The organism is Affinibrenneria salicis (assembly GCF_008710095.1).
Map to the genome: position 1 here is coordinate 249,818 of NZ_VYKJ01000007.1, position 22,350 is coordinate 272,167.

The 22,350-nt window shown below is 59.6% G+C and carries 24 protein-coding genes and 1 pseudogene; 14 read left to right on the forward strand and 11 right to left on the reverse strand.

Annotated features, from left to right (window positions below):
• Positions 1-51: 51 nt before the first annotated feature.
• The 9 genes from phnG to phnP are packed head-to-tail and all read left to right on the forward strand — an operon-like array spanning position 52 to position 7,033.
• Complete coding sequence (phnG, locus tag FJU30_RS15195) at positions 52-507, forward strand: phosphonate C-P lyase system protein PhnG (protein WP_150435813.1); 456 nt, start codon at positions 52-54, stop codon at positions 505-507.
• Complete coding sequence (gene phnH / locus FJU30_RS15200; protein ID WP_150435814.1) at positions 504-1,085, forward strand: phosphonate C-P lyase system protein PhnH; 582 nt, start codon at positions 504-506, stop codon at positions 1,083-1,085. Before phnG ends, phnH begins: the two co-directional genes overlap by 4 nt.
• Positions 1,085-2,161 carry a carbon-phosphorus lyase complex subunit PhnI gene (locus tag FJU30_RS15205; RefSeq protein WP_150435815.1) on the forward strand — a complete coding sequence of 359 codons (1,077 nt, stop codon included), beginning with the start codon at positions 1,085-1,087 and terminating at the stop codon, positions 2,159-2,161. Before phnH ends, FJU30_RS15205 begins: the two co-directional genes overlap by 1 nt.
• On the forward strand, positions 2,154-3,005 hold the full coding sequence (locus tag FJU30_RS15210; RefSeq protein WP_150435816.1) for an alpha-D-ribose 1-methylphosphonate 5-phosphate C-P-lyase PhnJ: 852 nt from the start codon (positions 2,154-2,156) through the stop codon (positions 3,003-3,005). The genes FJU30_RS15205 and FJU30_RS15210 overlap by 8 nt, the downstream gene beginning before the upstream one ends.
• Positions 3,002-3,790 carry a phosphonate C-P lyase system protein PhnK gene (gene phnK, locus FJU30_RS15215; protein WP_150435817.1) on the forward strand — a complete coding sequence of 263 codons (789 nt, stop codon included), beginning with the start codon at positions 3,002-3,004 and terminating at the stop codon, positions 3,788-3,790. Before FJU30_RS15210 ends, phnK begins: the two co-directional genes overlap by 4 nt.
• A 51-nt stretch (positions 3,791-3,841) precedes the next feature.
• On the forward strand, positions 3,842-4,567 hold the full coding sequence (phnL, locus tag FJU30_RS15220; protein WP_150435818.1) for a phosphonate C-P lyase system protein PhnL: 726 nt from the start codon (positions 3,842-3,844) through the stop codon (positions 4,565-4,567).
• Complete coding sequence (gene phnM, locus FJU30_RS15225) at positions 4,564-5,700, forward strand: alpha-D-ribose 1-methylphosphonate 5-triphosphate diphosphatase (protein ID WP_150435819.1); 1,137 nt, start codon at positions 4,564-4,566, stop codon at positions 5,698-5,700. Before phnL ends, phnM begins: the two co-directional genes overlap by 4 nt.
• Positions 5,700-6,263 carry a ribose 1,5-bisphosphokinase gene (gene phnN / locus FJU30_RS15230; RefSeq protein ID WP_150435820.1) on the forward strand — a complete coding sequence of 188 codons (564 nt, stop codon included), beginning with the start codon at positions 5,700-5,702 and terminating at the stop codon, positions 6,261-6,263. The genes phnM and phnN overlap by 1 nt, the downstream gene beginning before the upstream one ends.
• Positions 6,260-7,033 carry a phosphonate metabolism protein PhnP gene (gene phnP, locus FJU30_RS15235; protein WP_150435821.1) on the forward strand — a complete coding sequence of 258 codons (774 nt, stop codon included), beginning with the start codon at positions 6,260-6,262 and terminating at the stop codon, positions 7,031-7,033. Before phnN ends, phnP begins: the two co-directional genes overlap by 4 nt.
• Positions 7,034-7,183: 150 nt before the next feature.
• On the opposite strand, the gene FJU30_RS15240 is transcribed toward phnP, so the two are convergent.
• From FJU30_RS15240 to FJU30_RS15285, 10 genes and pseudogenes are all read right to left on the reverse strand, one after another.
• The gene (locus FJU30_RS15240) at positions 7,184-7,747 is read right to left on the reverse strand and encodes an RBBP9/YdeN family alpha/beta hydrolase (RefSeq protein WP_191091622.1); all 564 of its coding nucleotides are present in this window, start codon (positions 7,745-7,747) and stop codon (positions 7,184-7,186) included.
• A 163-nt stretch (positions 7,748-7,910) separates the two neighbouring features.
• Positions 7,911-8,747 (reverse strand): annotated as a pseudogene (citG, locus tag FJU30_RS15245) (triphosphoribosyl-dephospho-CoA synthase CitG); the annotation flags it as partial.
• On the reverse strand, positions 8,725-9,264 hold the full coding sequence (gene citX, locus FJU30_RS15250; RefSeq protein WP_150435823.1) for a citrate lyase holo-[acyl-carrier protein] synthase: 540 nt from the start codon (positions 9,262-9,264) through the stop codon (positions 8,725-8,727). The gene citX and the pseudogene citG, both read right to left, overlap by 23 nt.
• Complete coding sequence (citF, locus tag FJU30_RS15255) at positions 9,264-10,790, reverse strand: citrate lyase subunit alpha (RefSeq protein ID WP_150435824.1); 1,527 nt, start codon at positions 10,788-10,790, stop codon at positions 9,264-9,266. The genes citX and citF overlap by 1 nt, the downstream gene beginning before the upstream one ends.
• Positions 10,791-10,816: 26 nt before the next feature.
• On the reverse strand, positions 10,817-11,698 hold the full coding sequence (gene citE / locus FJU30_RS15260; protein ID WP_150435825.1) for a citrate (pro-3S)-lyase subunit beta: 882 nt from the start codon (positions 11,696-11,698) through the stop codon (positions 10,817-10,819).
• Entirely contained in the window at positions 11,695-11,985 is a 291-nt protein-coding gene (gene citD, locus FJU30_RS15265; RefSeq protein ID WP_150435826.1) for a citrate lyase acyl carrier protein, read from the reverse strand. Before citD ends, citE begins: the two co-directional genes overlap by 4 nt.
• A 39-nt stretch (positions 11,986-12,024) precedes the next feature.
• Positions 12,025-13,071 (reverse strand): [citrate (pro-3S)-lyase] ligase, encoded by a 1,047-nt coding sequence (citC, locus tag FJU30_RS15270; protein WP_150435827.1) that lies wholly within the window; start codon positions 13,069-13,071, stop codon positions 12,025-12,027.
• Positions 13,058-13,537, reverse strand: coding sequence for a hypothetical protein (locus FJU30_RS15275; protein ID WP_150435828.1), 480 nt, complete (start codon positions 13,535-13,537; stop codon positions 13,058-13,060). The genes citC and FJU30_RS15275 overlap by 14 nt, the downstream gene beginning before the upstream one ends.
• Before the next feature lie 36 nt (positions 13,538-13,573).
• The gene (locus FJU30_RS15280; protein WP_150435829.1) at positions 13,574-14,941 is read right to left on the reverse strand and encodes a 2-hydroxycarboxylate transporter family protein; all 1,368 of its coding nucleotides are present in this window, start codon (positions 14,939-14,941) and stop codon (positions 13,574-13,576) included.
• A gap of 1,334 nt (positions 14,942-16,275) precedes the next feature.
• Positions 16,276-16,881, reverse strand: coding sequence for a TetR/AcrR family transcriptional regulator (locus FJU30_RS15285; protein ID WP_150435830.1), 606 nt, complete (start codon positions 16,879-16,881; stop codon positions 16,276-16,278).
• A gap of 206 nt (positions 16,882-17,087) precedes the next feature.
• On the opposite strand from FJU30_RS15285, the gene FJU30_RS15290 reads away from it, so the two are divergent.
• The 5 genes from FJU30_RS15290 (at position 17,088) to FJU30_RS15310 (ending at position 21,869) form a co-directional block, all read left to right on the forward strand.
• On the forward strand, positions 17,088-18,131 hold the full coding sequence (locus FJU30_RS15290; protein WP_223881604.1) for an SDR family oxidoreductase: 1,044 nt from the start codon (positions 17,088-17,090) through the stop codon (positions 18,129-18,131).
• Between the two features lie 456 nt (positions 18,132-18,587).
• Complete coding sequence (gene cybB, locus FJU30_RS15295) at positions 18,588-19,142, forward strand: cytochrome b561 (RefSeq protein WP_150435831.1); 555 nt, start codon at positions 18,588-18,590, stop codon at positions 19,140-19,142.
• A gap of 171 nt (positions 19,143-19,313) precedes the next feature.
• Positions 19,314-19,619 carry a hypothetical protein gene (locus FJU30_RS15300; RefSeq protein WP_150435832.1) on the forward strand — a complete coding sequence of 102 codons (306 nt, stop codon included), beginning with the start codon at positions 19,314-19,316 and terminating at the stop codon, positions 19,617-19,619.
• A 314-nt stretch (positions 19,620-19,933) separates the two neighbouring features.
• Entirely contained in the window at positions 19,934-21,100 is a 1,167-nt protein-coding gene (locus FJU30_RS15305) for a pyridoxal phosphate-dependent aminotransferase (RefSeq protein ID WP_150435833.1), read from the forward strand.
• Between the two features lie 211 nt (positions 21,101-21,311).
• Positions 21,312-21,869, forward strand: a complete 558-nt coding sequence (locus FJU30_RS15310) for a class I SAM-dependent methyltransferase (protein WP_150435834.1) — start codon at positions 21,312-21,314, stop codon at positions 21,867-21,869.
• A 100-nt stretch (positions 21,870-21,969) separates the two neighbouring features.
• Here FJU30_RS15310 and FJU30_RS15315 read toward each other — a convergent pair whose 3' ends face one another.
• Positions 21,970-22,281 carry a PTS lactose/cellobiose transporter subunit IIA gene (locus FJU30_RS15315; protein WP_150435835.1) on the reverse strand — a complete coding sequence of 104 codons (312 nt, stop codon included), beginning with the start codon at positions 22,279-22,281 and terminating at the stop codon, positions 21,970-21,972.
• Positions 22,282-22,350 lie beyond the last annotated feature (69 nt).

Genomic DNA, 22,350 nt, shown 5'->3' on the forward strand with positions numbered 1-22,350 from the left:
ATCGTCGGGACGCCGGAAATCGCCGGTTATCCACTTTGACAGGACAGACTCATGATCGATACATCCGTTCGCCAGCACTGGATGTCCGTGCTGGCCCATAGTCCGGCGTCGGAACTACGCGCGCTGTGGCGGCCTCTGGGCCTGGAGCCCGCTTACCGGCTGGTCAGGGCGCCCGAGGTCGGCTTGATTCAGGTGCAGGGGCGCATGGGGGGCGAAGGCCAGCGTTTTTTGATGGGCGACGTAACGGTGACCCGCGCGGTAGTCCGGCTCGATGAGCCCGACGGCGCCGGCTATGGCTATAGCTATGTGCTCGGCCGCGATATGGCGCACGCCGAACTGAGCGCCGTCATCGACGCGCTGCTGCAGTCGTCGCGCCATGAACTGCTGCAGGCGCGGTTGATCGCCCCGCTGCATGCGCAGCAAACGGCGCGCCGGCGGCGGCGCGCGCGGGAAATCGCCGCCAGTCAGGTCGATTTCTTTACTCTGGTGAGAGGGGAGGACGCATGACGTTGCTTACTGGCTTTTCCGATCCGGTTAGCGGGGCGCAACGCGCTTTCCGGCAAATTCTCAAGGCGATGAGCGAGCCGGGGACGCAGGTTGAATTAATCGACGGTCCGGTGTGGCCGTTTTTGTCTCCGGCAATGTGCGCGGCGCTGCTCACGCTGGTTGACCATGATACGCCGCTCTATCTTGCCGCGCCTTTCGCCGGCGAACAGCTGAAGGAAAATCTGCGTTTTCATACCGGGGCGCCGTTGGTCGACCGGGCCGCCCGGGCGGCGTTCGCGCTGCTGGATCGCGATTTTCCCGCCGTGCTGCTGGACGAGTTCGCCGTCGGCAGCGGCGAATGCCCGCATCGGAGCGCCACGCTGATCGTAGACGTGCCGGCGCTGACGGGCGCGCCGCCGCTGACTTTACGCGGGCCGGGCATTGAAAGCCGGCGCCAGACGGCGGCGGCGCTGTCGCCGGCGGTCAGGGACTATCTCTGTCGGCGTCCGGTCTCCTTTCCTCTGGGGCTGGATTTTATTTTCACCTGCGGCCGGCAGTTATTGGCCATACCCCGAACAACACATGTGGAGGTGGACTAATGTACGTTGCGGTTAAAGGTGGGGAAAAAGCGATTAGCGCCGCCCATCGCTTGCAGGAACGGCTGCGCCGCGGCAGCGACGCCTGCCGTGAACTGGAGTGCCGGCAAATTGAACAGCAGCTGGAGCTGGGCGTGCAGCGCGTGATGAACGAAGGGGGCATTTACGATCCGCAACTGGCGGCGCTGGCGATTAAACAGGCCAGCGGCGATCTGGTGGAGGCCATCTTTCTGCTGCGCGCCTATCGCACTACGCTGCCGCGCTTTATGGTCAGCGTGCCGCTGGATATGGCGCATATCAGACTGGAACGGCGGATTTCCGCCATCTATAAAGATCTGCCCGGCGGCCAGGTGTTGGGGCCGACTTACGATTACACCCATCGCCTGCTTGATTTTGGCCTGTCGAGCGAAACAGACGTCGCGCCGTTAGCGCAGCGCAACGAGCCGGCTGCGGACAGCTGCCCGCGAATTTTCGCCATGATGAGCCGGGAGGGACTGATCAGCGCGGAGCGGGACGACGGCGCCGAGCCGGATGATATTACCCGCCGCCCGATCAGTTACCCCAGCAGCCGATCGGCTCGCCTGCAGCAACTGGTCAGAACCGATGAAGGGTTTCTGCTGGCGCTCGGTTATTCCATTCAGCGCGGTTACGGCCGCAATCACCCGTTTGTCGGCGAGATTCGCACCGGCTACGTCAGCCTGAGCTGTATGCCGGAAGAGCTGGGTTTTACGCTGGAGATCGGCGAAATTCTGCTGACCGAGTGTGAAATGGTCAACAGCATCAAAAGCGAGAAAACCGACCGCCCCTGCTTTACCCGCGGTTATGGGCTGGTGTTCGGCCGGGCCGAACGTAAGGCGATGTCAATGGCGCTGGTGGACCGGGCGCTGCGGGCGCAGGAATTCGGCGAGGCCGTGACCAGCCCGGCGCAGGATGAGGAGTTCGTCCTGTCGCACGCCGATAGCGTGGACGCCTCCGGTTTTATCTCGCACCTCAAACTTCCTCACTATGTCGATTTTCAGGCCGAACTGGACCTGCTTAAACAGCTATGCCGTGACTATCAGGAGGCGCGCGATGAGTGAAGAAACATTGACCGGCTATAACATGGGCTATCTGGACGAACAGAGTAAACGCATGATCCGCAGGGCGATCCTGAAAGCCGTGGCGATCCCCGGTTTTCAGGTGCCCTTTGGCGGACGGGAAATGCCGATGCCTTACGGCTGGGGAACCGGCGGCATTCAGGTGACCTCCAGCGTGATCGGCCGGGACGATACGCTGAAAGTGATCGACCAGGGGTCCGACGACACCACTAACGCCGTTTCCATTCGTCATTTTTTTCAGCGCGTGGCGCAGGTCCGCACCACCACGCGGGTCGACGAGGCCACGCTGATCCAGACCCGGCACCGCATTCCGGAGACGCCGCTGCGCGCCGATCAGATCATTGTTTATCAGGTCCCGATCCCCGAGCCGCTGCGCTTTATCGAACCGCGCGAAACCGAAACCCGCAAGATGCATGCGCTGGAGGAGTACGGCGTGATGCACGTCAAACTGTACGAGGATATCGCGCATCACGGCCACATCGCCACGACCTATGCCTATCCGGTGCTGGTTAACGATCGCTATGTGATGGATCCGTCGCCAATTCCTAAGTTCGATAACCCGAAAATGAATATGATGCCGGCGCTGCAGCTGTTTGGCGCCGGGCGTGAAAAGCGTATCTACGCGTTGCCGCCGTTCACGCGGGTGAAAAGCCTGGATTTCGAGGATTATCCCTTTTCCGTACAGCGCTGGGATGAACCGTGCGCGCTGTGCGGGTCGCGACGCAGCTATCTGGACGAGGTGGTGCTCGACGACCAGGGAACCCGCATGTTTGTCTGTTCCGATACGGATTTTTGCCGGCAGCGGCAGGAGGAGCAAGGATTATGAAACCGTCATTATATCAGTCGCCTCCTTTATTAACGGTAAGCGGTCTGACTCACCTTTATGCTGCGGACAAAGGTTTTGCCGATGTGGATTTTCAACTGTATCCGGGCGAGGTGCTGGGGATCGTCGGCGAATCCGGTTCGGGGAAAAGCACTTTGCTGAATGCGCTGTCGGGGCGCCTGACGCCGCAGCAGGGGCGGATCGTCTATCGCGACAGGGAAAGCAACGATCTGGATGTTTATCGCATCAGCGAAAATCAGCGCAGACAGCTGTTGCGCCGCGACTGGGGCGTCGTGCACCAGCACGCGCTGGATGGCCTGCGGCCGCGGGTTTCCGCCGGCGGCAATATCGGGGAACGTCTGATGGCTATCGGCCATCGCCACTATGGCTATATCCGTCAGCAGGCGGGCGACTGGCTCGAAGGCGTCGAAATCCCGGCCGACCGGCTGGACGATTTTCCGCTTACCTTTTCCGGCGGTATGCGGCAGCGCCTGCAAATCGCCTGCAACCTGGTGACATCGCCGCGCCTGATCTTTATGGATGAGCCGACCAGCGGGCTGGATGTTTCGGTTCAGGCGCGGCTGCTGGATCTGTTGCGCAACCTGGTGCGGGAGATGGGGCTGGCGGTAATTATTGTCACCCATGACCTGGGGGTGGCGCGGCTGCTGACCCATCGATTAATGGTGATGCAGCGCGGGCGGATCGTGGAAAGCGGGCTGACCGACCGGGTGCTCGACGATCCGCTGCACCCCTATACCCAGCTATTGACCTCATCAGTGTTGATGTAGCCGTCCATCAACCATTTATTGCCTGCCTGCGGGCGATAAGGGAGCCTTATTATGTGTAATTCATCATCCGGGATACAGATCGCGGTAGAGAATCTGAGTAAAACCTTTGTGCTGCATAACCAGTTCGGCGTGCGGCTGCCGGTGCTCTCCGGCATTCATCTGCAGGTCAGGCAGGGCGAGTGCATGGCGCTGCACGGTCATTCCGGCTGCGGCAAATCAACGCTGTTGCGCTCGCTGTACGCCAACTATCAGGCCGACGAAGGCCATATCTGGGTCCGGCATCAGGGGCAGCCGGTGGACATCGTCAGCGCCGGCGCGCGCGTTGTTTTCGCTATCCGGCGCGAAACGCTGGGCTGGGTCAGCCAGTTTTTGCGCGTGATCCCGCGCATCAGCACGCTGGACGTGGTGATGCAGCCGTTGCTGGAGCAGGGCGTCGATAAGGCGGAGTGCGCCGAAAGGGCCAGCCAGTTGCTGGCGCGCCTGCGTATTCCCGAGCGTCTGTGGCCGCTGGCGCCCTCTACCTTTTCCGGCGGCGAGCAGCAGCGCATTAACATTGCGCGCGGATTTATCGCCGATTATCCGATCCTGCTATTGGATGAACCCACCGCGTCGTTAGACGATAAAAATCGCCACACCGTGGCGCAGTTAATCATGGAGGCCAAACAGCGCGGCGGCGCCATTATCGGCATTTTTCACGATCGGGAGATCCGTGAACGGGTGGCCGACACGCTTTTCGCCATGCCGCCCGTGCCGATGGATAAGGAGGAAAAGGCATGATTATCAATAATGTCCGAATTGTCACTGAGCATGAGGTTCTGTTCGGCGCCCTTGAGGTCGATAAGGGAGCGATCCGCACCGCGCCGGGTTCGCGTAGTCAACTGCCGCAGGCGCTGGACGGCGAAGGCGGGTGGCTGCTGCCCGGGCTGATCGAGCTGCATACCGATAATCTGGAAAAATTTTTCACTCCGCGCCCCGGCGTGAGGTGGCCGGCGGCGGCGGCGATGAAATATTATGATGCGGCTATAGCCGGCAGCGGCATCACCACCGTACTGGACGCGGTGGCGATTGGCGACGTGCGCGCCGGCGGCGACCGAATGGAGAACGTACAGCAGATGATCGACGTTATCCGCTATAGCCGGGAAAATAACCTGAACCGGGCCGATCACTATTTGCATCTGCGCTGTGAGCTGCCGCATGAAACCACGCTGCCGTTGTTTCAACGGCTGGAGAATACGCCTGAACTGCGGCTGGTTTCTCTGATGGATCATTCGCCGGGGCAGCGGCAATTCGTCTCGCCGGAAAAATATCGTACCTATTATCAGGGCAAATATCATCTCAGCGACGAACAGATGGACGCGTTTACCCAACAGCAAATCGCCTTCGCCAGGCGCTGGTCGCAGCCGAATCGCACGGCGATTGCCGCGCGCTGCCGGCAACTGGGGCTGACGCTTTCCAGCCACGACGACGCCACCGGCGAACATATCGCGGAGTCGCGCCGGCTGGGTGGTTCGATCGCCGAGTTTCCCACCACGCCGGCGGCGGCGCAGGCCGCCCGGCGGCAAGGGATGGAGGTGATGATGGGGGCCCCTAACGTCATCCGCGGCGGATCGCACTCGGGCAACGTCTCGGCTCATTCTCTGGCGCAGACCGGTCTGCTGACCCTGCTTTCTTCCGACTACTTACCCGGCAGCCTGCTGGACGCCTGTTTTCAACTGGCGCACGATCAATCTTTGTCCTTTAGCCTGCCGCAGGCGCTGGCGCTGGCATCAGCGATTCCCGCACGCGTGCTGGGGATGACGGATCGCGGCCGTATCGCCGCCGGACTGCGGGCCGATCTGCTGTTGGTCAACGAGTTTGCCGGACAACCTTATATTCAGGCCGTGTGGAGCCGGGGCAGGAGGGTATTCTGATGGCCAGACTGATTTACCTGATCGGCGCCTCGGGCAGCGGTAAAGATAGTCTGCTGGCCGCTATGCGCCAGCAGGAGGATAAAAACATTCTGGTCGCGCATCGCTACATCACGCGTCCGGCGTTATCCGGCGGCGAAAATCATATCGCGCTCAGCGAGCAGGCGTTCGGTTTCCGCCAGCGGCATGGGCTATTCTGTTTAAGCTGGCGGGCGCATAAGCTGCACTATGGCGTGGGGATTGAAATCAATAGCTGGCTGGAGAAAGGCATTGATGTGGCGGTTAACGGGTCGCGCGCGTATTTGCCGCAGGCCCGCGCCTGCTACGGCGATCGTCTGCTGCCGGTGTGTCTGACGGTGCCGCCGGCAATACTGGAGCGGCGATTAAGGGTTCGCGGTCGGGAAAATGACCAGCAGATCACGGCGCGTCTGCAGCGCAGCGCGCATTATCAGTCGGCCGTGCCGGTTGATTGTCCGCGCTTATCCAATACTGGTCTGCTGGAGCAGACCGTCGAGGCTTTCTGGCGGTTGCTGAGCGTTGAGGGCGCGGGAGAGTCCGGACGATGAGTAACGCCCCGTTGTCATTAATTTTTACCGGCACCGGCGGCGTCCGCGCGACGCCGCTGTTCGGTTGCGACTGTCCGGCCTGTCAGCGGGCGCGCAGTGCGCCGCAATATCGGCGGCGTCCGTGCGGCGCGCTGATTGATTGCGAGGGCGAACTGACGCTGCTGGATGCCGGGCTGGATCGCCTGGCGCAGCGTTTTCAGCCTGGCGAGCTTCGGCGTATTTTACTCACGCATTATCATATGGATCATGTGCACGGGCTTTTCCCTTTGCGTTGGGGCGAGGGGGACGCGCTGCCGGTTTTCTCGCCGCCCGATCCTCAGGGATGCGATGATTTATTTAAACACCCCGGCCTGCTGGATTTTCATTTTCTGAAGCAGCCCTTCCACGCTTATTCGATGGGCGCGATGAGCGTCACGCCGATTCCGCTGAATCATTCGCGTATGACCTGGGGCTATCTTATTGCCTGGCAGGCGATCCGTATTGCCTGGTTGACCGATACGAAGGGGCTGCCGGAAAATTCGTACGATTTTCTGCGCCGCCAACGAATAACCGGTCTGATTGTGGACTGTACCTGGCCGCCGGGGCCGGCAAAAAATCATAATAATATTCATGAGGCAATCGCGCTGTGTCGGGCGATCCAGCCTGAGCGCGCGTGGCTGACGCATATCGATCACGCGCTGGATGAATGGCTGCTATCCCATTCGTTGCCGGCGGGGATCGCGGTGGCGCAGGATAACCAGCGCCTTTCTTTCGGCCTGACGTCGGGTTAGCGGGTTTCAGGATATTTTATTGATTTAATCTGTTTTATGGATGAAAACCCATACGGGCGATCGCAGACTGGCGCCGCGGCCGCCCGCAGATTATCGAGCTAACGGATAAGCGGGGCGTCAGTTTCGCCATTCGAATACGCGCAGCCGGCGCTACGTCCGTTCGGCCAGCGCCTGGGCAAATTCGGTGAGACGCGACAGCCCCCACGGCCATTCGCCAAAACCGGACTCCACATTAATATGGCCGGCTTCGCCGATATCGACCAGTTCGCATTGCCAGGCCTGCGCCCAGTATTGCGCGCGGTCGAACGTCAGCAGCGGGTCGGTATGGCTGGCGACCAGCAAACCCGGCACGTTTAGCGGCTGCGGCAAAATCACCTCATCCAGCTCGAAGCGCAGCGGCTCGGCCGGCGCCACCAGCATCACGCCGGCGGCGCGCTCCGGGTGGCGGCTGGCCCAGATCAGGCTGGCCAGCGCGCCGAAACTGTGGCCGATCAGCAGCAACGGCAGGCGCGCCTGTTGTTGTTCGCGCTGGATCGCCGCCACCCAGCCTTCGAGATCGGGTTGGATCCAGTTGCGCTGCGAGATGCGCAGCCAGTGCGGGCACTGCTGATGCCAGTGACTCTGCCAGTGATCCGACTCGCTGTCGCGCAGCCCCGGCACCAACATCACGTCGAGGCGGGACGACAGCGCGGCCCAGCGTTGTTCGATATTCATATCTCCATCATCTTTCAGGTCTCCTGAGGCCGGGCGCACTATCCGCTGCCGCTTCACGGCTGGTCTCCGCTGCCGGCTCATCGTACGACGCGTATCGCGGCATGCATTTATCGGCTGCGGATCGCTCGCCGCCCACGCGCAGCTCGCAATCTGTCGGGCCGGACGGGAAGGCGGCCAGTACCGTGGCGATAGCCAGCAAATCCGCGCTGCCGCCGGGGCTGAGATGGCGGGCGATCAACGCGCGATCCATCTCCTGTAAATCCTCTTTGCGCCAGCCTTGCGCCAGCAGTCGGCGGGCATAACGCTGAACATAATGCAGACCGCTGAGACCGCCGCGCGCCACCAGATTGGTGTCGGGGTTCCAGGCCATCAGGCGCAGCAAAGCGTCCAGCCGGCGCCGTTCGGGATCGCTCTGTTTGAACCAGTGGGGCAGCACATGGCGGCGCAGGGTCAGAAAACCGCTTTGCGCCTCGCCGCGCGCGCCGGTCAGCCCGTGCGCCTGAAACAGGCGCTCGCCGGCGGTGACGGGGTGCCGGCAGGACCGCAGTTCGCGCTCCACCAGCCCCCGGCACATTGCCGCCACCTCCGCGCACAGGGCGTGGCGGGTTAACGGCTGACGGCGTCCGGCGAGGCGGCCGGCGGCGGCGCACAGTAAGCCAAAGGAAAAAATACCGCCCTTGTGGGTGTTGACGCCGTCGGTAGCGGTGAACATCGCCTGTTCGCAGGCTAGCCCGGCGGGGCGGATGCGCATCAGCATGGCGTCGGCCGGTTGCTGCGCGTCCTGCTGGCCGAGCGTGACGAACTGCCGCAGCCAGGGTTCGATGGCATCGATGCTGCGCAGAAACAGCGGCAGATCCATATCGCGGTGCGCGCCGTTGTTGGCGCTGTCGACCAGGCCGGGTTTCGGCGTCAGCCAGACCTCTTCGCGCAGGGCATTCACTACCCGCGCGCCGAAGTCGGCCTGCGGCGCCGGCAAATCAGTGAGCGCTAAGCCAGCCATCAATCAGTTCCTCCACTTTGGCGATAACCCCGGGCAGCGGGTGCCGGCGCGAACGGGCGCATTGATGAGCGGGCGCATCGCAAATCAGGCAGCGGCGGCCTGCATGGTCCAGCGCTCGCCGGCCGACCACGCCGGCCTGCGGGCAGATGACATCGAAATCCCACAGCCGGCCGAGCGGATGCGATTGCTCCAGCTCGATAGTCGCGGCCTTGATTTGCCGCGCGGCCTGCCCTACGCACCAGAACGCCTCGGCGCCGGTCGGCAGCCAGAAGGTTTGCTGTTTCAGCCGCGGCCAGCCGCGCTGCAGCAGCAGCGCGTCGGCGCAGCGCACGGCTTCGTCCATCACGCGCCGATAGCGCGCGCTGTCCTTGACCGCTCCCGGCGTAACCAGCGTGAGCGAGATCAGCGGGCGGGAAAATCGCGTCAGCCAGGCGGATTGCCGATGGGCGCGCCGTTCTTTCGCCGCCAGCAGCTCCTCCAGACTGACGCCCGCCGCGGCGGGCGTCGTCGTTGCCATTATGCGTCCTCTTTTACCTGATGTACCACATCGATGACGCTGCCGTCGCGGTAGCGGATCACGCCGACGATGCGCGGGGTGAATTCGATGGGTTTCGGCACGCCGGTCAGGGAGATCGCCCGCTGATACAGCTCTTCGATCGTCATGATGTTCAGACCGGATTCCTGCAGGCGCTGGCGGATTTCCGGCCGCGCCGGGTTGACCGCGATGCCGTGGTCGGTGACCAGCACATCAATGCTTTCCCCCGGCGTGACGCGCGTGGTCACCCGGCGCACCACCGTAGGGATACGGCTGCGCAGCAGCGGCGCCACCACGATCGTCAGATTGGCGGCGCTGGCGACGTCGCAATGTCCGCCGGACGCTCCGCGCATTACGCCGTCGGAGCCGGTGATCACGTTAACGTTGAAATCGGTATCGATTTCCAGCGCGCTGAGGATGACGATATCCAGCCGGTCGCAGCAGGCGGCTTTCGCGCCCGGGTTGGCGTAGACGCTGGTCGAGATTTCCACGTGATTGGGATTGCGGCCGAGAGAGGCGGCGGCCTGACCGTCGAAGCACTGGGTGTCCAGCAGTTTCCCGACCAGCCCTTTCTCATGCAGATCGACCAGACTGCCGGTGATGCCGCCCAGCGCGAAGCTGGCGGTGATCCGGTTACGCTCCATCTTCTCTTCCATAAAACGGGTACAGGCGGTGGCGGCCGCGCCTGATCCGGTCTGCATGGAAAAACCGTCGCGGAAATAGCCGGAATATTCGATCACGTCCGCGGCGCTGCGGGCGATCATCAGTTCGCGCGGGTTGCTGGTGACGCGCGCCGCGCCGACGCTGATTTTGGCCGGGTTGCCGACCTGATCCACCCGTACGATGTAGTCGACCTGGTCCTGCACCAGGCTGGCGGGCATATTGGGGAAGGGCACCAGATCTTCGGTCAACAGCACCACGGTGCGGGCGTAATGGGCATCGACCATCGCGTAGCCCAGAGAGCCGCAGCAGGATTTGCCGTGCGTGCCGTTGGCGTTGCCGTACTCGTCGCTGCACGGCACGCCGAGGAAGGCGACGTCGATTTTCAGTTCGCCGTCCTGCAGTAATTTGACCCGTCCGCCGTGCGAATGGATTTGCACCGGCTCTTCCATCAGACCGTGCGAGATCTCGTCGGCCAGTTTGCCGCGCATGCCGGAGGTGTAGATGCGGCGGATTACGCCGTCGCGGATTGGGCCGATCAGCGCGTCATTGCACGACATCAGCGAGCTGGAGGCCAGCGTCAGGTTTTTAAAGCCCATACGCGCCAGCGTCCCGACCACCCGGTTGATCACCTGGTCGCCTTCGCGAAACGCATGATGGAACGAAATGGTCATGCCGTCCTGCAGCCCGCTGCGTTCAATGGCCTGCTCCAGCGAATCGCAGAGTTTGCGCTGCAGTTTGGCCTGCGGGTCGGAAAGATAAGGCGTGGTGCGGTGAGCGCCGTCAAACGGCTTCAGGTGTTGCAGATGACGATACTGCGTATGTAATGTTTCAGTTAAATAACTCATTGACATGATCCTGTGTAATCAGCGGGTTACCTGCGAACGCCGGAGGCGCTGGCGCGCTCCAGTACCACTTGCGCATGGTTGATGATCGGACCGTCGATCATCTTGCCGTTGAGCGAAATAACGCCCAGACCATTGCGTTCGCCCTCTTCGGCGGCGGCGATCACCCGGTGGGCATAGTCGACCTCTTCCTGCGTCGGGGCGTAGGCGTTATGCAGCAACTCTATCTGGCGCGGGTTAATCAACGATTTGCCGTTGAAGCCCATTTTTCGGATCAGCTCGACTTCGCGCAGGAAGCCGGCTTCGTCATTAATGTCGGAATAAACCACGTCGAACGCGTCGATGCCGGCGGCGCGGGCGGCGTGCAGCACGGCGCAGCGGGCGTAAAACAGTTCGGTGCCGTCGCCGCGTTCGGTCTGCATATCCATCACGTAGTCGAAGGCGGCCAGCGCGATGCCGATTAAGCGAGACGAACAGCGGGCGATGGCGACCGCGTTGATGACCCCGATGGCGGATTCAATCGCCGCCAGTATTTTGGTTGACCCTACTTCGCGGCCGCACGCTTTCTCAATGCGCGCCATATGGGCTTCCAGCTCGTAGATATCTTCCGGCGCATCGGTTTTCGGCAAGCGCACCACATCCACGCCGGCGCGCACGACGGCTTCCAGATCTTTCAGGCCGAACGGGGTGCTCAGCTGATTGATACGCACCACGGTTTCGATATCGCCGTCGCGATACATCGGATGCTGCAGCGCATGGAACACCAGAATGCGCGCGCTGTCTTTTTCGCGCAGGGAGACGGCGTCTTCCAGATCGAACATGATGGAATCCGGCCGGTAAATAAAGGCGGTGGACAGCATGGCGGCGCTGGATCCCGGCAGGAACAGCATGCTGCGGCGGAGTTTTTTCATCGTAATTGCTCCCACTCGATTTCTTCAGCCTGCGCGGCGCGTAAGACCGCGCTCTGTACGCGAGCGCGAATCACGCAATCCAGCGCGCCTTTATCTTCGATGATCAACAGACCTTCGGTCACGCCGAGGGCATCCAGCGTTTCCTGCACCACCTGGCGGATTTGGTCGCCGAATTGTTTGATCACCTCGCTGTTGATCACCACATTCAGCTCGCTGGCCGGGGCGATTTTCACCAGCAAATCGCTGGATTCAACCGTGCCCGCCAGCGCCTCCTTCACAATTTTCATTAGGTGTTTCCTGATTTGACGATTTGGGTAAATAAAGAATTAGGCCACCGCCGCGCTGTAGCGCCGCTGCAGGTGAGCAAACGTACTGGCCGGCACAATATCGCGAATCGGATCCATCTGCCGCGCCTTCAGCAGCGCGCGCACCTCCGAGGCGGAGATGGCTTTACCGCCGGCATGACGTATGCGCGGAATCTCTACTACGCTAAGCGGCGCCGCCCGCGAACGTTCGGCATCTTCCAGCCAGTCATGCATATCGCAGTTGTATTGATGCGTGACCGTGCAAAACGGCTCGCTGCCGACGAAGCGGTGAGTGATGCCCAGCGCCGGCGCGATGTACTGCCGAAAAATCAGCAGATCCATCACGCTCCAGGCCTGGTTCACCAGACCGGCCTCTTTGAGAAAATAGCCGGGGAACGTGGCGCGGGAAATCATATATTCGGAACCGGCGTGGACCGTAACGTTCGTCAGGTCGGCGACGCCCTGGCGCACCATCTCGAGGCGTTCCGTAAACGGGAACCAGGAAACATCCTCGCTCACCACAAACAGGTGCAGCCAGTCGCAGGCCGCGGCGGCCTGTTCGGCCAGGTAACGGTGGCCCAGAGTGAACGGATTGGCGTTCATCACCACCGCGCCGATCTGTTGCCCGCTGTGGTAGTGGCTGTGCAGCGTGCGGCAGTAGTTGTGGATGCCCACCGGCGTGTTTTCCATCAGCACCGCGACGTCGTCCCACTGCGCCAGCGGGTAGAAACCGCAGTTGCGAAAGCGCTCAAGGTTGGCGGGGCGGGTGTAGAGGAACAGATGAAAATGTCCGCGGCTTACCGCCAGGTTTTCCACTTCGCCCAGCAGTCGGGCGCTCAGATTGGCGCCGCGCCACGCTTCCGCCACCGCCACGCATTTTATGGTGTTGCTCACCAGCCCCGCACACCCGGCCAGCCGGTTGCCGGCGACCGCCACCACGAACTGCTCGATATCGTCATCCATTCCCAACTGGCTTTGCTGCAGCAACGCGCGAATGTCCTCCAGCATGCCCCCCGGAGGCTGACTGGCCGAAATGACGCGAAAGTCGAGAGAGTCATGGCTGAACATAGTGCAATCCTGATGTACTGAGTGTGAGTAAGCGGGCGGCGGAGCAGGATAGGTTTTCATCGGCGCGGGAAATGATCATCGTCAGTTCGCCCTGGTCGCCGACTTCGACGGCATGGCCCGATTTGACGGCTGGCGCCGCGCCGCCGGTTTGCGGGCCGGCGACGCGGACGAAGCGTGAGGGTGCTGGATTATGTTGCTCAACTGCTTTACGTTTCCCGGCGTAGTTCATGCCCACGCAGCGAATTCTCTCCGGATGTTCGATAACCGGTCGGAAAGCCCGTGTAGTAAAGGCCTGGTGCGCTGACCGATGAGCCGGTTCCTGCGCCCGTTTGAGTGTATTCACCGCTCGCCGGGCCGTTAGCGCCGGGAACTGGCGCCCGAGGTGTGGTCCCAGGTCGATCATGCCGTCCTCTGCTGCAATCCCGCAGGATTTGCGTCCCTGATGAAGATAACTTGTCAGCCTCATAAAAAATTCCTGCATAGAATAGCATCAATAAAACGATCAAACGAGGAAATTGCCGAGTATCAGCAGGGAAATTGACACGTTAATGGCGCCGCCGATACGGGTGGCCACCTGCGCGAAGGGCATCAGCATCATACGGTTGCCGGCCGTCAGGATAGCGACGTCGCCGGTGCCGCCCTGACCGCTCTGACAGCAGGACACAATGGCCACATCAATCGGGTGCATACCGATTTTTTTACCGACGACGAAACCGGTCGCCACCAGCGCGCTGACGGTGCAGACGATAACCAGCAGGTTCGACAGAGTGAAGGCGTTGACCAGTTCTTGCCACGGGGTGATCGCCACGCCGACGGCGAACAAAATCGGGTAAGTCACCGCGGTCTGGAAGAAGGCGTACACCACCTGCGACCCGGCCAGCAGGCGCGGAGAGACGCCGTGCGCCAGCTTCAGCAGCAGCGCGACAAACAGCATGCCGACCGGCGCCGGCAGGCCGATCAGTTTATGCAACAGCATGCCGACCATATACAGCAGCACCGCCAGCAGCGCGCCGCAGGCGATAGCGGCGACATCGGCCGCGCCGCCGGAAGCGTTGCCCCGCGCGCTGGTTTTGGGGCCGTTTTTCGCCTCCGCCGGCATCAACCGACCTTCGCCGGTTAGCTGCGGGTAGCGCTTGCCGAGCTGGTTCAGCGAGCCGGCGATGACAATCGCGGTCAGCCCGCCGAGCATGACGATGGGCAGAATGCGGCCCAGCGCCACGCCCTGCTCCATATGCAGCAGGGCGGCGTAGCCGATCGACAGCGGGATGGCGCCTTCGCCGACGCCGCCGGCCATAAGCGGCAGGATAAGAAAGAAGAAACTCTGGAACGGATCCAGCCCCAGCGCCAGACCGACGCCCATGCCCACCAGCATGCCGACCACTTCGCCGCACAGCATCGGGAAGAATATGCGCAGAAACCCCTGGATTAACGTTTTACGATCCATGCTCATAATGCTGCCGACGATAATGCAGCAGATGTAGAGATACAGGATATTGGTGCTTTTATAGAATGCGCTGGTGGATTTCACCACCGCGTCGGGCAGCAGGCCGTAATAGACCATGGCGGAAGGAATAAATGTGGCGCAGATGGCGGCGGCGCCCATTTTGCCGATAAACGGCAGTCGTTTGCCGAATTCGCCGCAGGCGAAGCCAAAAAACGCCATCGTCGCCACCATTACCACGATATCGCCCGGCAGTTTATCGTCCAGACAGTCGATGGCGATTAATATTCCGGCAAGGGCGAACAGCGGCAGAGGGATAATACCGATTTTCCAGCTATCGAGAATGTGCCACCACTTCTCTTTTAAGGTCGTGCGTTTTGCGACCGCGTTTTCTGCGGCAACAGGAGACGCATCGTCGGTTAGATTCATAATTATTCCCCTGTGGCGATAGATGCAGGAAGCATGTTCCCGTCCTGGTTTTTCGCGTGCCGCGTTACGAGGCTGAATGACGCGCCTCGCCGGTAAAGGGTCAACGCCTGCGTTGTTCAAAACGACACCCTGTTGCCCTGCAACGCGAATTGTTTACGATCCTGCAAAGTAATAGCCGGGGGAGCCCGTTATACTTCAGGTTGCTGATGCGTCGGCGCGCACGATTATTCGGCCCGTCTCCGGACTCACCCGTGCCGGGCTGTCGCCAGCGGCGTTCAAATCCGCTGCCGACGAATTCGTCACATTCTTGTCGCGTTACGCATCGCATTCATGCGCCTCGCCTATATAAAAGGCCAACGCCTCGCCTTGTTCAACACGATAACGTTTTGTCCTGCAGTTCGAATTATTTAGGGTAGATGTAGCCTAATGAATACTAAAAAAGGGGCTTTAAAGGTGCAAACGGTTTTTATGATTTTAATCGTTACACTTTGTCAGCGATTATTTTAGCGGGCTTTCTCATATTGTGTTTTTTTCCAATTGATTGTTAAATTTGATTTTTTATTTTATTACGCGACGCAGTCTGCGTGGATGATCATCATTTTATTCACTCGCCTTACAGTAAATAATGAAACGATAAGGAAATATATTGTATGCGGGCGAAGGAGTATTATTATTTTATGTCTATTGTGCTTTTAGTTGAAACGACGAATTGACCTTGCGACGTTATTTAAATGTTGTGAAATCGGCCGTCAGGTTATCCTTCCGTGCGTCATGATTAAAACCAAACGGCGGGTTTTCTGCGCTAAATAGCTTCGCGCATTGATGCTTCACTTTTGACCATGCCACAGCGCGTAACTGATGATGATCGTATTAAAATAATTATTAAAAACAGTCGATTATGATTTTATCATAATATTGTTGTCACTTAATCTGCAGGGCAAATGTAGCGCTATTATGCAAAGTTATTTAGCAAGCCGGATACGCTTTGCTTCATTGCCGATAGGCCAGGTCTGTGTAGACGACGGACGGCCATACCTGCGCAAAGACGGGTTGACGTGAACCGGGTTATCGCCATTGATGCGGAATGCGCCGGTGCGCCTTCCTGCATGGGTCGGACACGCCCGACATAGTCCGGGATCATCGTTCTGCGCGCTTTTTTCCGTATATATTGCTGATTAAAAATATGATTTTTTCGCACGCCCCGGCTAAATCGGAAACGAATTTTTCGAATGTCGGGTTCCCGATGGACAGGCGTTAAGCCGGCGCATTGCTGGTTTGCTGCGCCGAAGATTGATCGCAGCGCACGGCAGGGGACGTGAGCGGAATAGGGCGGTTTAGCGAAACAGGGAGTGAATCACCGCGCTCAGAAGCTCGCCTGCGGCGGTCGTACCGTCCAATGCACGATCAACCACTAAGCTACGGGTCAGCGCCATCAGGCATCCCGCAATTTCCTGCGGTGGCGCGGGGGGCGCTTTCCCGGCTAGCGTAAAGAGATGCCCAAGCAGTTCGGCATAGGATTGACGTTGATCCGCCATCAGCGCGGTGTACTGCTCGCCAAAGGCGGGATTGCGCGCCGCGTGCAGATGCAGCTCCGTGGCCAGCATGGCCTGTTGGGCATCCATACCGAATCCCTTCGCCCAATGTTCGAGCGCGGCCAGCGCCGCGGTAAAGTCTTCCCCGGCTCCCATGACGGCCTGGCGGACCTGTTCAAGTTTTTGCTCTTTATGCTGGCGCAAAAGATCGATCAGCAGCGCTTCCTTGCTTTTGAAATTCGAATAAAACGCGCCCTGCGTGTAGCCCGCGGCGTTAGCGATGTCACGTACTGAAGCCGCGTCGTAGCCTCGTTCGGCCACTTGCTGGCAGGCTGCTGCGATCAGCCGCTGGCGAGTCTGTTCCTGGCGCGCTTCGCGCGTTAGACGGGGAGAGGGGGAACGGGTCATAGAATTACAGATACCAGTTGCTATTTGAGTTGACGATGAACGTGTTCCAGAATAGCATGGCGCTTTCAGATAGCAATTGCTATCTGAAATGGTATCGGCTCGTTCTTTTCACCACGACCTGTTGAGGGGCTCACTATGTATCACACTATCGCCGCCCGGCGGATGCCGGGATCGTCGTTACCCAGTCCAGTGGAGGTTTTTCAGCCATGAACCTGCATACCGCTTTCGTCACCGGCGCGACAGGACTGCTGGGTAATAATTTGGTGCGTAAACTGGTCGAACGCGGTGTTCGCGTTCGTGCGCTGGCGCGTTCGCCGGAAAAGGCCCGCCGGCAGTTTGCCGATTTACCTCAGGTTGAGATTATCACCGGCGATATGACCCATATCGATGATTTTGCTCAGATGCTGCAGGACTGTGATGCGGTATTTCATGTCGCGGCCTATTTCCGCGATAATTACAAAGGCGGTAATCATTGGGATGAGCTCAAACGTATCAACGTTGACGGTACGGCGGCCCTGATCGCCGCGGCCTATGGCGCGGGTGTCCGGCGCTTCATTCAGACCTCGTCTATTGCGGTTCTCGCTGGTGAACCGGGTCAGGTTATTGATGAAACCTGCGATCGCGCTCTGGATGATGCGGACGATTACTATCGCAGCAAGATCCTGGCGGATCGCGCCGTGCGCGATTTTCATGCCGCGCATCCGGATCTACATGTCTGTTTCGTTCTGCCGGGCTGGATGTGGGGACCCGGCGATATCGGCCCGACTTCATCGGGGCAACTGGTTAACGATATCGTCCGCGGCAAGCTGCCCGGACTGGTGCCGGGCAGCTTTTCCGTCGTCGATGCCCGCGATGTGGCGCTGGCGCAGATCGCCGCCGCCGAACAGGGCCGTTCCGGGGAGCGCTATCTGGCTGCCGGACGGCACATGACCATGAGCAACCTTATTCCGTTGTTGGGGAAAATCGCCGGCGTTAAGACGCCAACGCGCCAGCTGCCGTTGCCGCTGCTGTATGGATTGGCATTTATCCAGGAAACCTATGCTCGCCTGAGCGGTAAACCGGTGCTGCTGGGGCTGGCAACGGTGCGCCTGATGGTGCGTGAGGCCGATCGGACTCGCTTCGACCCTTCCCGTAGCGAACGTGAACTGGGATTGCGCTTCCGGCCTGTCGAGGAAACGCTGTCCGACACCCTGACGTGGTATCGCGAACATGGCTGGTTTAAGGACGTAGCCGGCGGCTCCCCGGCTTAAAAATGCTGCCGGCGGGCGGCCGTGCCCTTTACCGGGCCGTCGCGACTATATACCCCATAGATTTCGAGGCGCGGGCCTGAAAATAACGCGTCTGTTCCCTTCATCTTTCACGTTGCCTGTGCGTTGGCTACGTTTAATTGCCCGGCTTATCCCGGGGGCCCGCCCGGGCTCACTTACGTCGCGAGTTAACGATCATTTTCAGATGGTTAACTCTGTCTTCCGATCAGGCGTTCGCCGCCCTCATTCGCTGAATGAGGGCGGCGAGCGAAGCGCGCCGTCTCCGCCGCGTATCTCGGCGGGCGGTTCAGCGGCCGGCCTTTTCCTGCAAAGGCCGACGCCATTCGCGCGGACGAAGATGTATTGGTTCCGCTGATATTTAAATTAATGTAAAAAATCTGGTTTATAGAAAAGACCCCGTTATGTTGAAGGCTAATTGCTTGTCGGGAGACGTTTGCCATGCGGAAAAACGACCGTTTTTCAGGTATACAAATTGCGTTGCACTGGGCCGTATTTATCCTGCTGATTATCACCTACGCCACCATTGAATTGCGCGGCCTGGCGCCGAGAGGAACGCTGGCCCGCCAGATCGTTATCGGCACGCATTTCAGTTGCGGTTTCGCCATCCTGCTGCTGATGGTGGCCCGGCTTTTCTATAAAATGAAGTATGCGACGCCGCCGATCGAGCCGCCGAATCCGCGCTGGCAGCGTTACCTGGCTAACCTGACGCATGCGCTGATTTACGCGCTTTTCCTGGTTTTGCCCGTACTGGGCGTGGCCTCGCGCTATTGGCGCGGCAACGACTGGGCGCTGTTTGGCATCGGTATGCCGGTTGCGGCGCCGGCTAATCCCGAACTGGCCAGAACGCTTATCGATCTGCATGAAACGCTGGCCCCGCTCGGCTACTGGCTGATAGGGCTTCACGCGGCGGCGGCGCTATTCCACCACTATTTTATGCGCGACAATACGCTGCTCAGAATGATGCCCGCCCGGCGGGATCGCCCCTCCGCGTAAATAACGCTCGCCCGGCGCAAGACGCCCGCCCGGTATGCTGATTTCCAGCCGCCGCAGGTCACCGGCAAACGGCAAGTGATCAACGTAACCGGGCGGTAGTATAATCGCCCCCGTCGGGCTGAGCGGGATTCGTTCAGTGGGCGTCTTGTCTTCTGGTTCTGGCGGGTATCCATGGAACATCACGATGTTGATTTTGAACAGGCCGAAACGATAGCGGCGGATAAAACGGATTACAGGAAAAGGCTGGCGTTGATTGAGACGCTGCGCGCCGTTCCCGGCGAACGAAGCCAGGCCATTCTTCTCCGCATGATGAACACCGATTTTGTTTTTTCCGTCAGAATGGCGGCCTGGCAGGCGTTGAGCGGAATGGGCGTACAGGCGAAGCAGCCGGTGCAGAAGAAAGGCTATCTGATCGGCCCGCTGCTGAAGCGATTTCTGTGGTTTTGCCAGCGTAATCTTCCCTGGTGGGTCTGGTAACGCGGTTCGTCGTGCTCTGGCGCGGCGTATATCCGGACTAAAGCGCACAATAGCCTTTTTCGCCGGCCGCGTTTTTGGGTTTACCTGCCTCTCTCGGTGCAAATCCCCGCAGGCACTTTTTTAGTGCGTCTCGTCACAAACCCTGGTGCGTTAGCTTGATTTTTAAACAATAGTTTTATCTGGCTAATACGGCCAGGCATACGGCAGCATGGCCCGCGGGGCCGCCGTCCGCGGTGGATTAAAATAATTTATTGATTGGTATAGCTTTTGCTTCATATCCCGACGTGTACATTGATAAAAAGGACCGTTCTCACATGAGTGAAGCAGCAAATATCAATAAGCAACGTCGCGATATGTTCAAATATTCCGGCGCGTTGCTGGGTGGTCTGGCATTGGCCGGTCTGAATAAATCGGCGCTGGCGTCCTCGCTCAGCGGCGCGGCGCCGACCAGCGCGACCGCGCCGTCGCTGATTCGTATCAATTACAATGAAAACCCGCTGGGTATGTCGCCGAAAGCGCAGGAAGCGGCGCGGCAAGCGATCAGTAAGGCGAATCGTTATCCTTATCACGAAGAAGGACTGCTGCAGGAAAAGATTGCCGGGCTGCACGCGCTGGATAAAAGCAAGGTGTTGGTCCTGCAGGGGTCGTGCGAGGGCATTCGCTCCAGCTTTGAAGCGCTGGGAAGCGCGCAAACGCAGCTGGTTATTCCCGAATTAACCTACGAAGGCGGACCCAAATACGCCAAAATCATGGGGATGAAGATTGTGCGCGTGCCGATGCTGGCGGGCTGGCAATTCGATGTCGACGGCCTGAAACAGGCGGTCGCGGCCTATGATGGGCCGTCCATCGTTTATATCGTCAACCCCAACAATCCCACCGCGACCATTACGCCCGCGGATTTGATCGAACCGTGGATCAAAAGCAAACCGAAAAACACGCTGTTCCTGGTGGACGAGGCCTATGCCGAGTTTGTTAATGACGATCGTTTCCGTTCGGTTGACGGGCTGATCCGCGCCGGGTACGACAATATTGTGCTGCTGAAGACCTTTTCAAAAATTTTCGCCATGGCCGGGATGCGTGCGGGTTACGCGTTGGGCAATGCGGCGCTGTTAGCGAAGATGGCGGACTATAATACCTCCGAGTCGCTGAACTATTGCGCTATCGAGGCGGCCAGCGCATCGCTGGACGACCATGCCTTCATTAACTACAGCAAGAAAACCATTGATACTTCCCGCCAGATCTTGATCGATACGCTCAAGTCGCTGGAGCTGGAGTATCTTCCTTCCGAGGCCAACTTTTTATTCCACCGCATTAACGTGCCGCTGGACAGCTATCATAAGCACATGAAGGAGAATGGGGTGCTCATCGGCCGCGCTTTCCCGCCGGCGACGGACTGGTGCCGTATCTCAATGGGGACGCCGGAGGAGATGCAAACATTCACGCGTTTAATGCGGGAGTTCAGAACCAAAGGCTGGCTATAACGCCGGCGCTCCGGATTGAACGCCTTATGGTCGGCGTGGCCGGCCATTTTCAGCGACAGGGCGGCGCCGGCGGTTGCCACCTCCGGCCTCATCTTCTGTCGTCCGGCCTGAAGGGCCGGGTTGAATTGGTTCAGACCTATTGTGTTTATAACGGGTAAGTGGCAGCATCATTCGCTGGAGAATTACGCAAAATGATCCGACCGGAGGCCTGTTGACTGACTTCATCACCTCGCGTTTTAGAGAAAACTTTTCCTATATCAGAAATTTTGTCACCGCCCCGCGCACCGTCGGGTCGCTGGCGCCTTCATCGAGGTGGCTATGCCGTACTATGCTGGCGCAGGTTCGCTGGCAGAAGGCTTTTTCCGTCGCGGAACTGGGCGCCGCCGGCGGCGTACTGACCGGGCGTATTCTCGAACGCATGGAGTCGGATGCGCATCTGGACGCCTATGAAATTCAGCCGGATTTTATCCGTCAGCTGTCGCTTAATCACGATCCGCGGCTAAAGGTTGTTCCGCGTTCGGCCGAAGTGCTGGAAGATAATTACGATGTTATCTTCTGCTGCCTGCCGCTGCTGTCTCTGCCGTTGCGTACCCGTATGCGGGTGCTGCGCCAGGCGCAGCTAAGGCTCAGCAAGCAGGGCGGCATTCTGATCTTGTTTCAATACACGCACCTGATGGAAGCGCTGCTGTCGCGCTATTTCCGCTGGCATCGGGTACGCGAAATCCGCAATTTGCCGCCGGCCCTCGTTTACGTTTGCCGGCCGAAATAGGCGGCGACGTCCCGTTCGCAGGCGAAGCCGCATATCGGCGCCTGATTCATCGGCCGCCGATGAGTGGCGCGGTAAACGCCGTCCGGCTTACTCGCGGCCGTCAGGAGGCGAACAACTCTTTACGCAATAAGACGATCTCTTCGGCCAAATCGCGGCAGAGCATGGCGTTCATCAGATGATCCTGGGCGTGCACCAGGATCAGCGTTACCGGCACTTTCCCCGCGCCCTCGTCGGCGCTAATCAACTGCGTCTGGATGCGGTGAGCATCTTTAGCCGACTCGACCGAGGCGGCCAGCGCCGCTTCGGCCGCCGGCCAGTCGCGCTGGCGGGCGAATTGAATGGCGCTCATGGCGTGCGAGCGCGCGTCTCCGGCGTTAATCAATAGCGTCATCATCGTTTGTTCAAAGTCCATGTTCACCCCGATCTGTTATTGGTGTACCAAATAAGGCTTACTTCATTCTATTGGAATGCCAAAATAAAC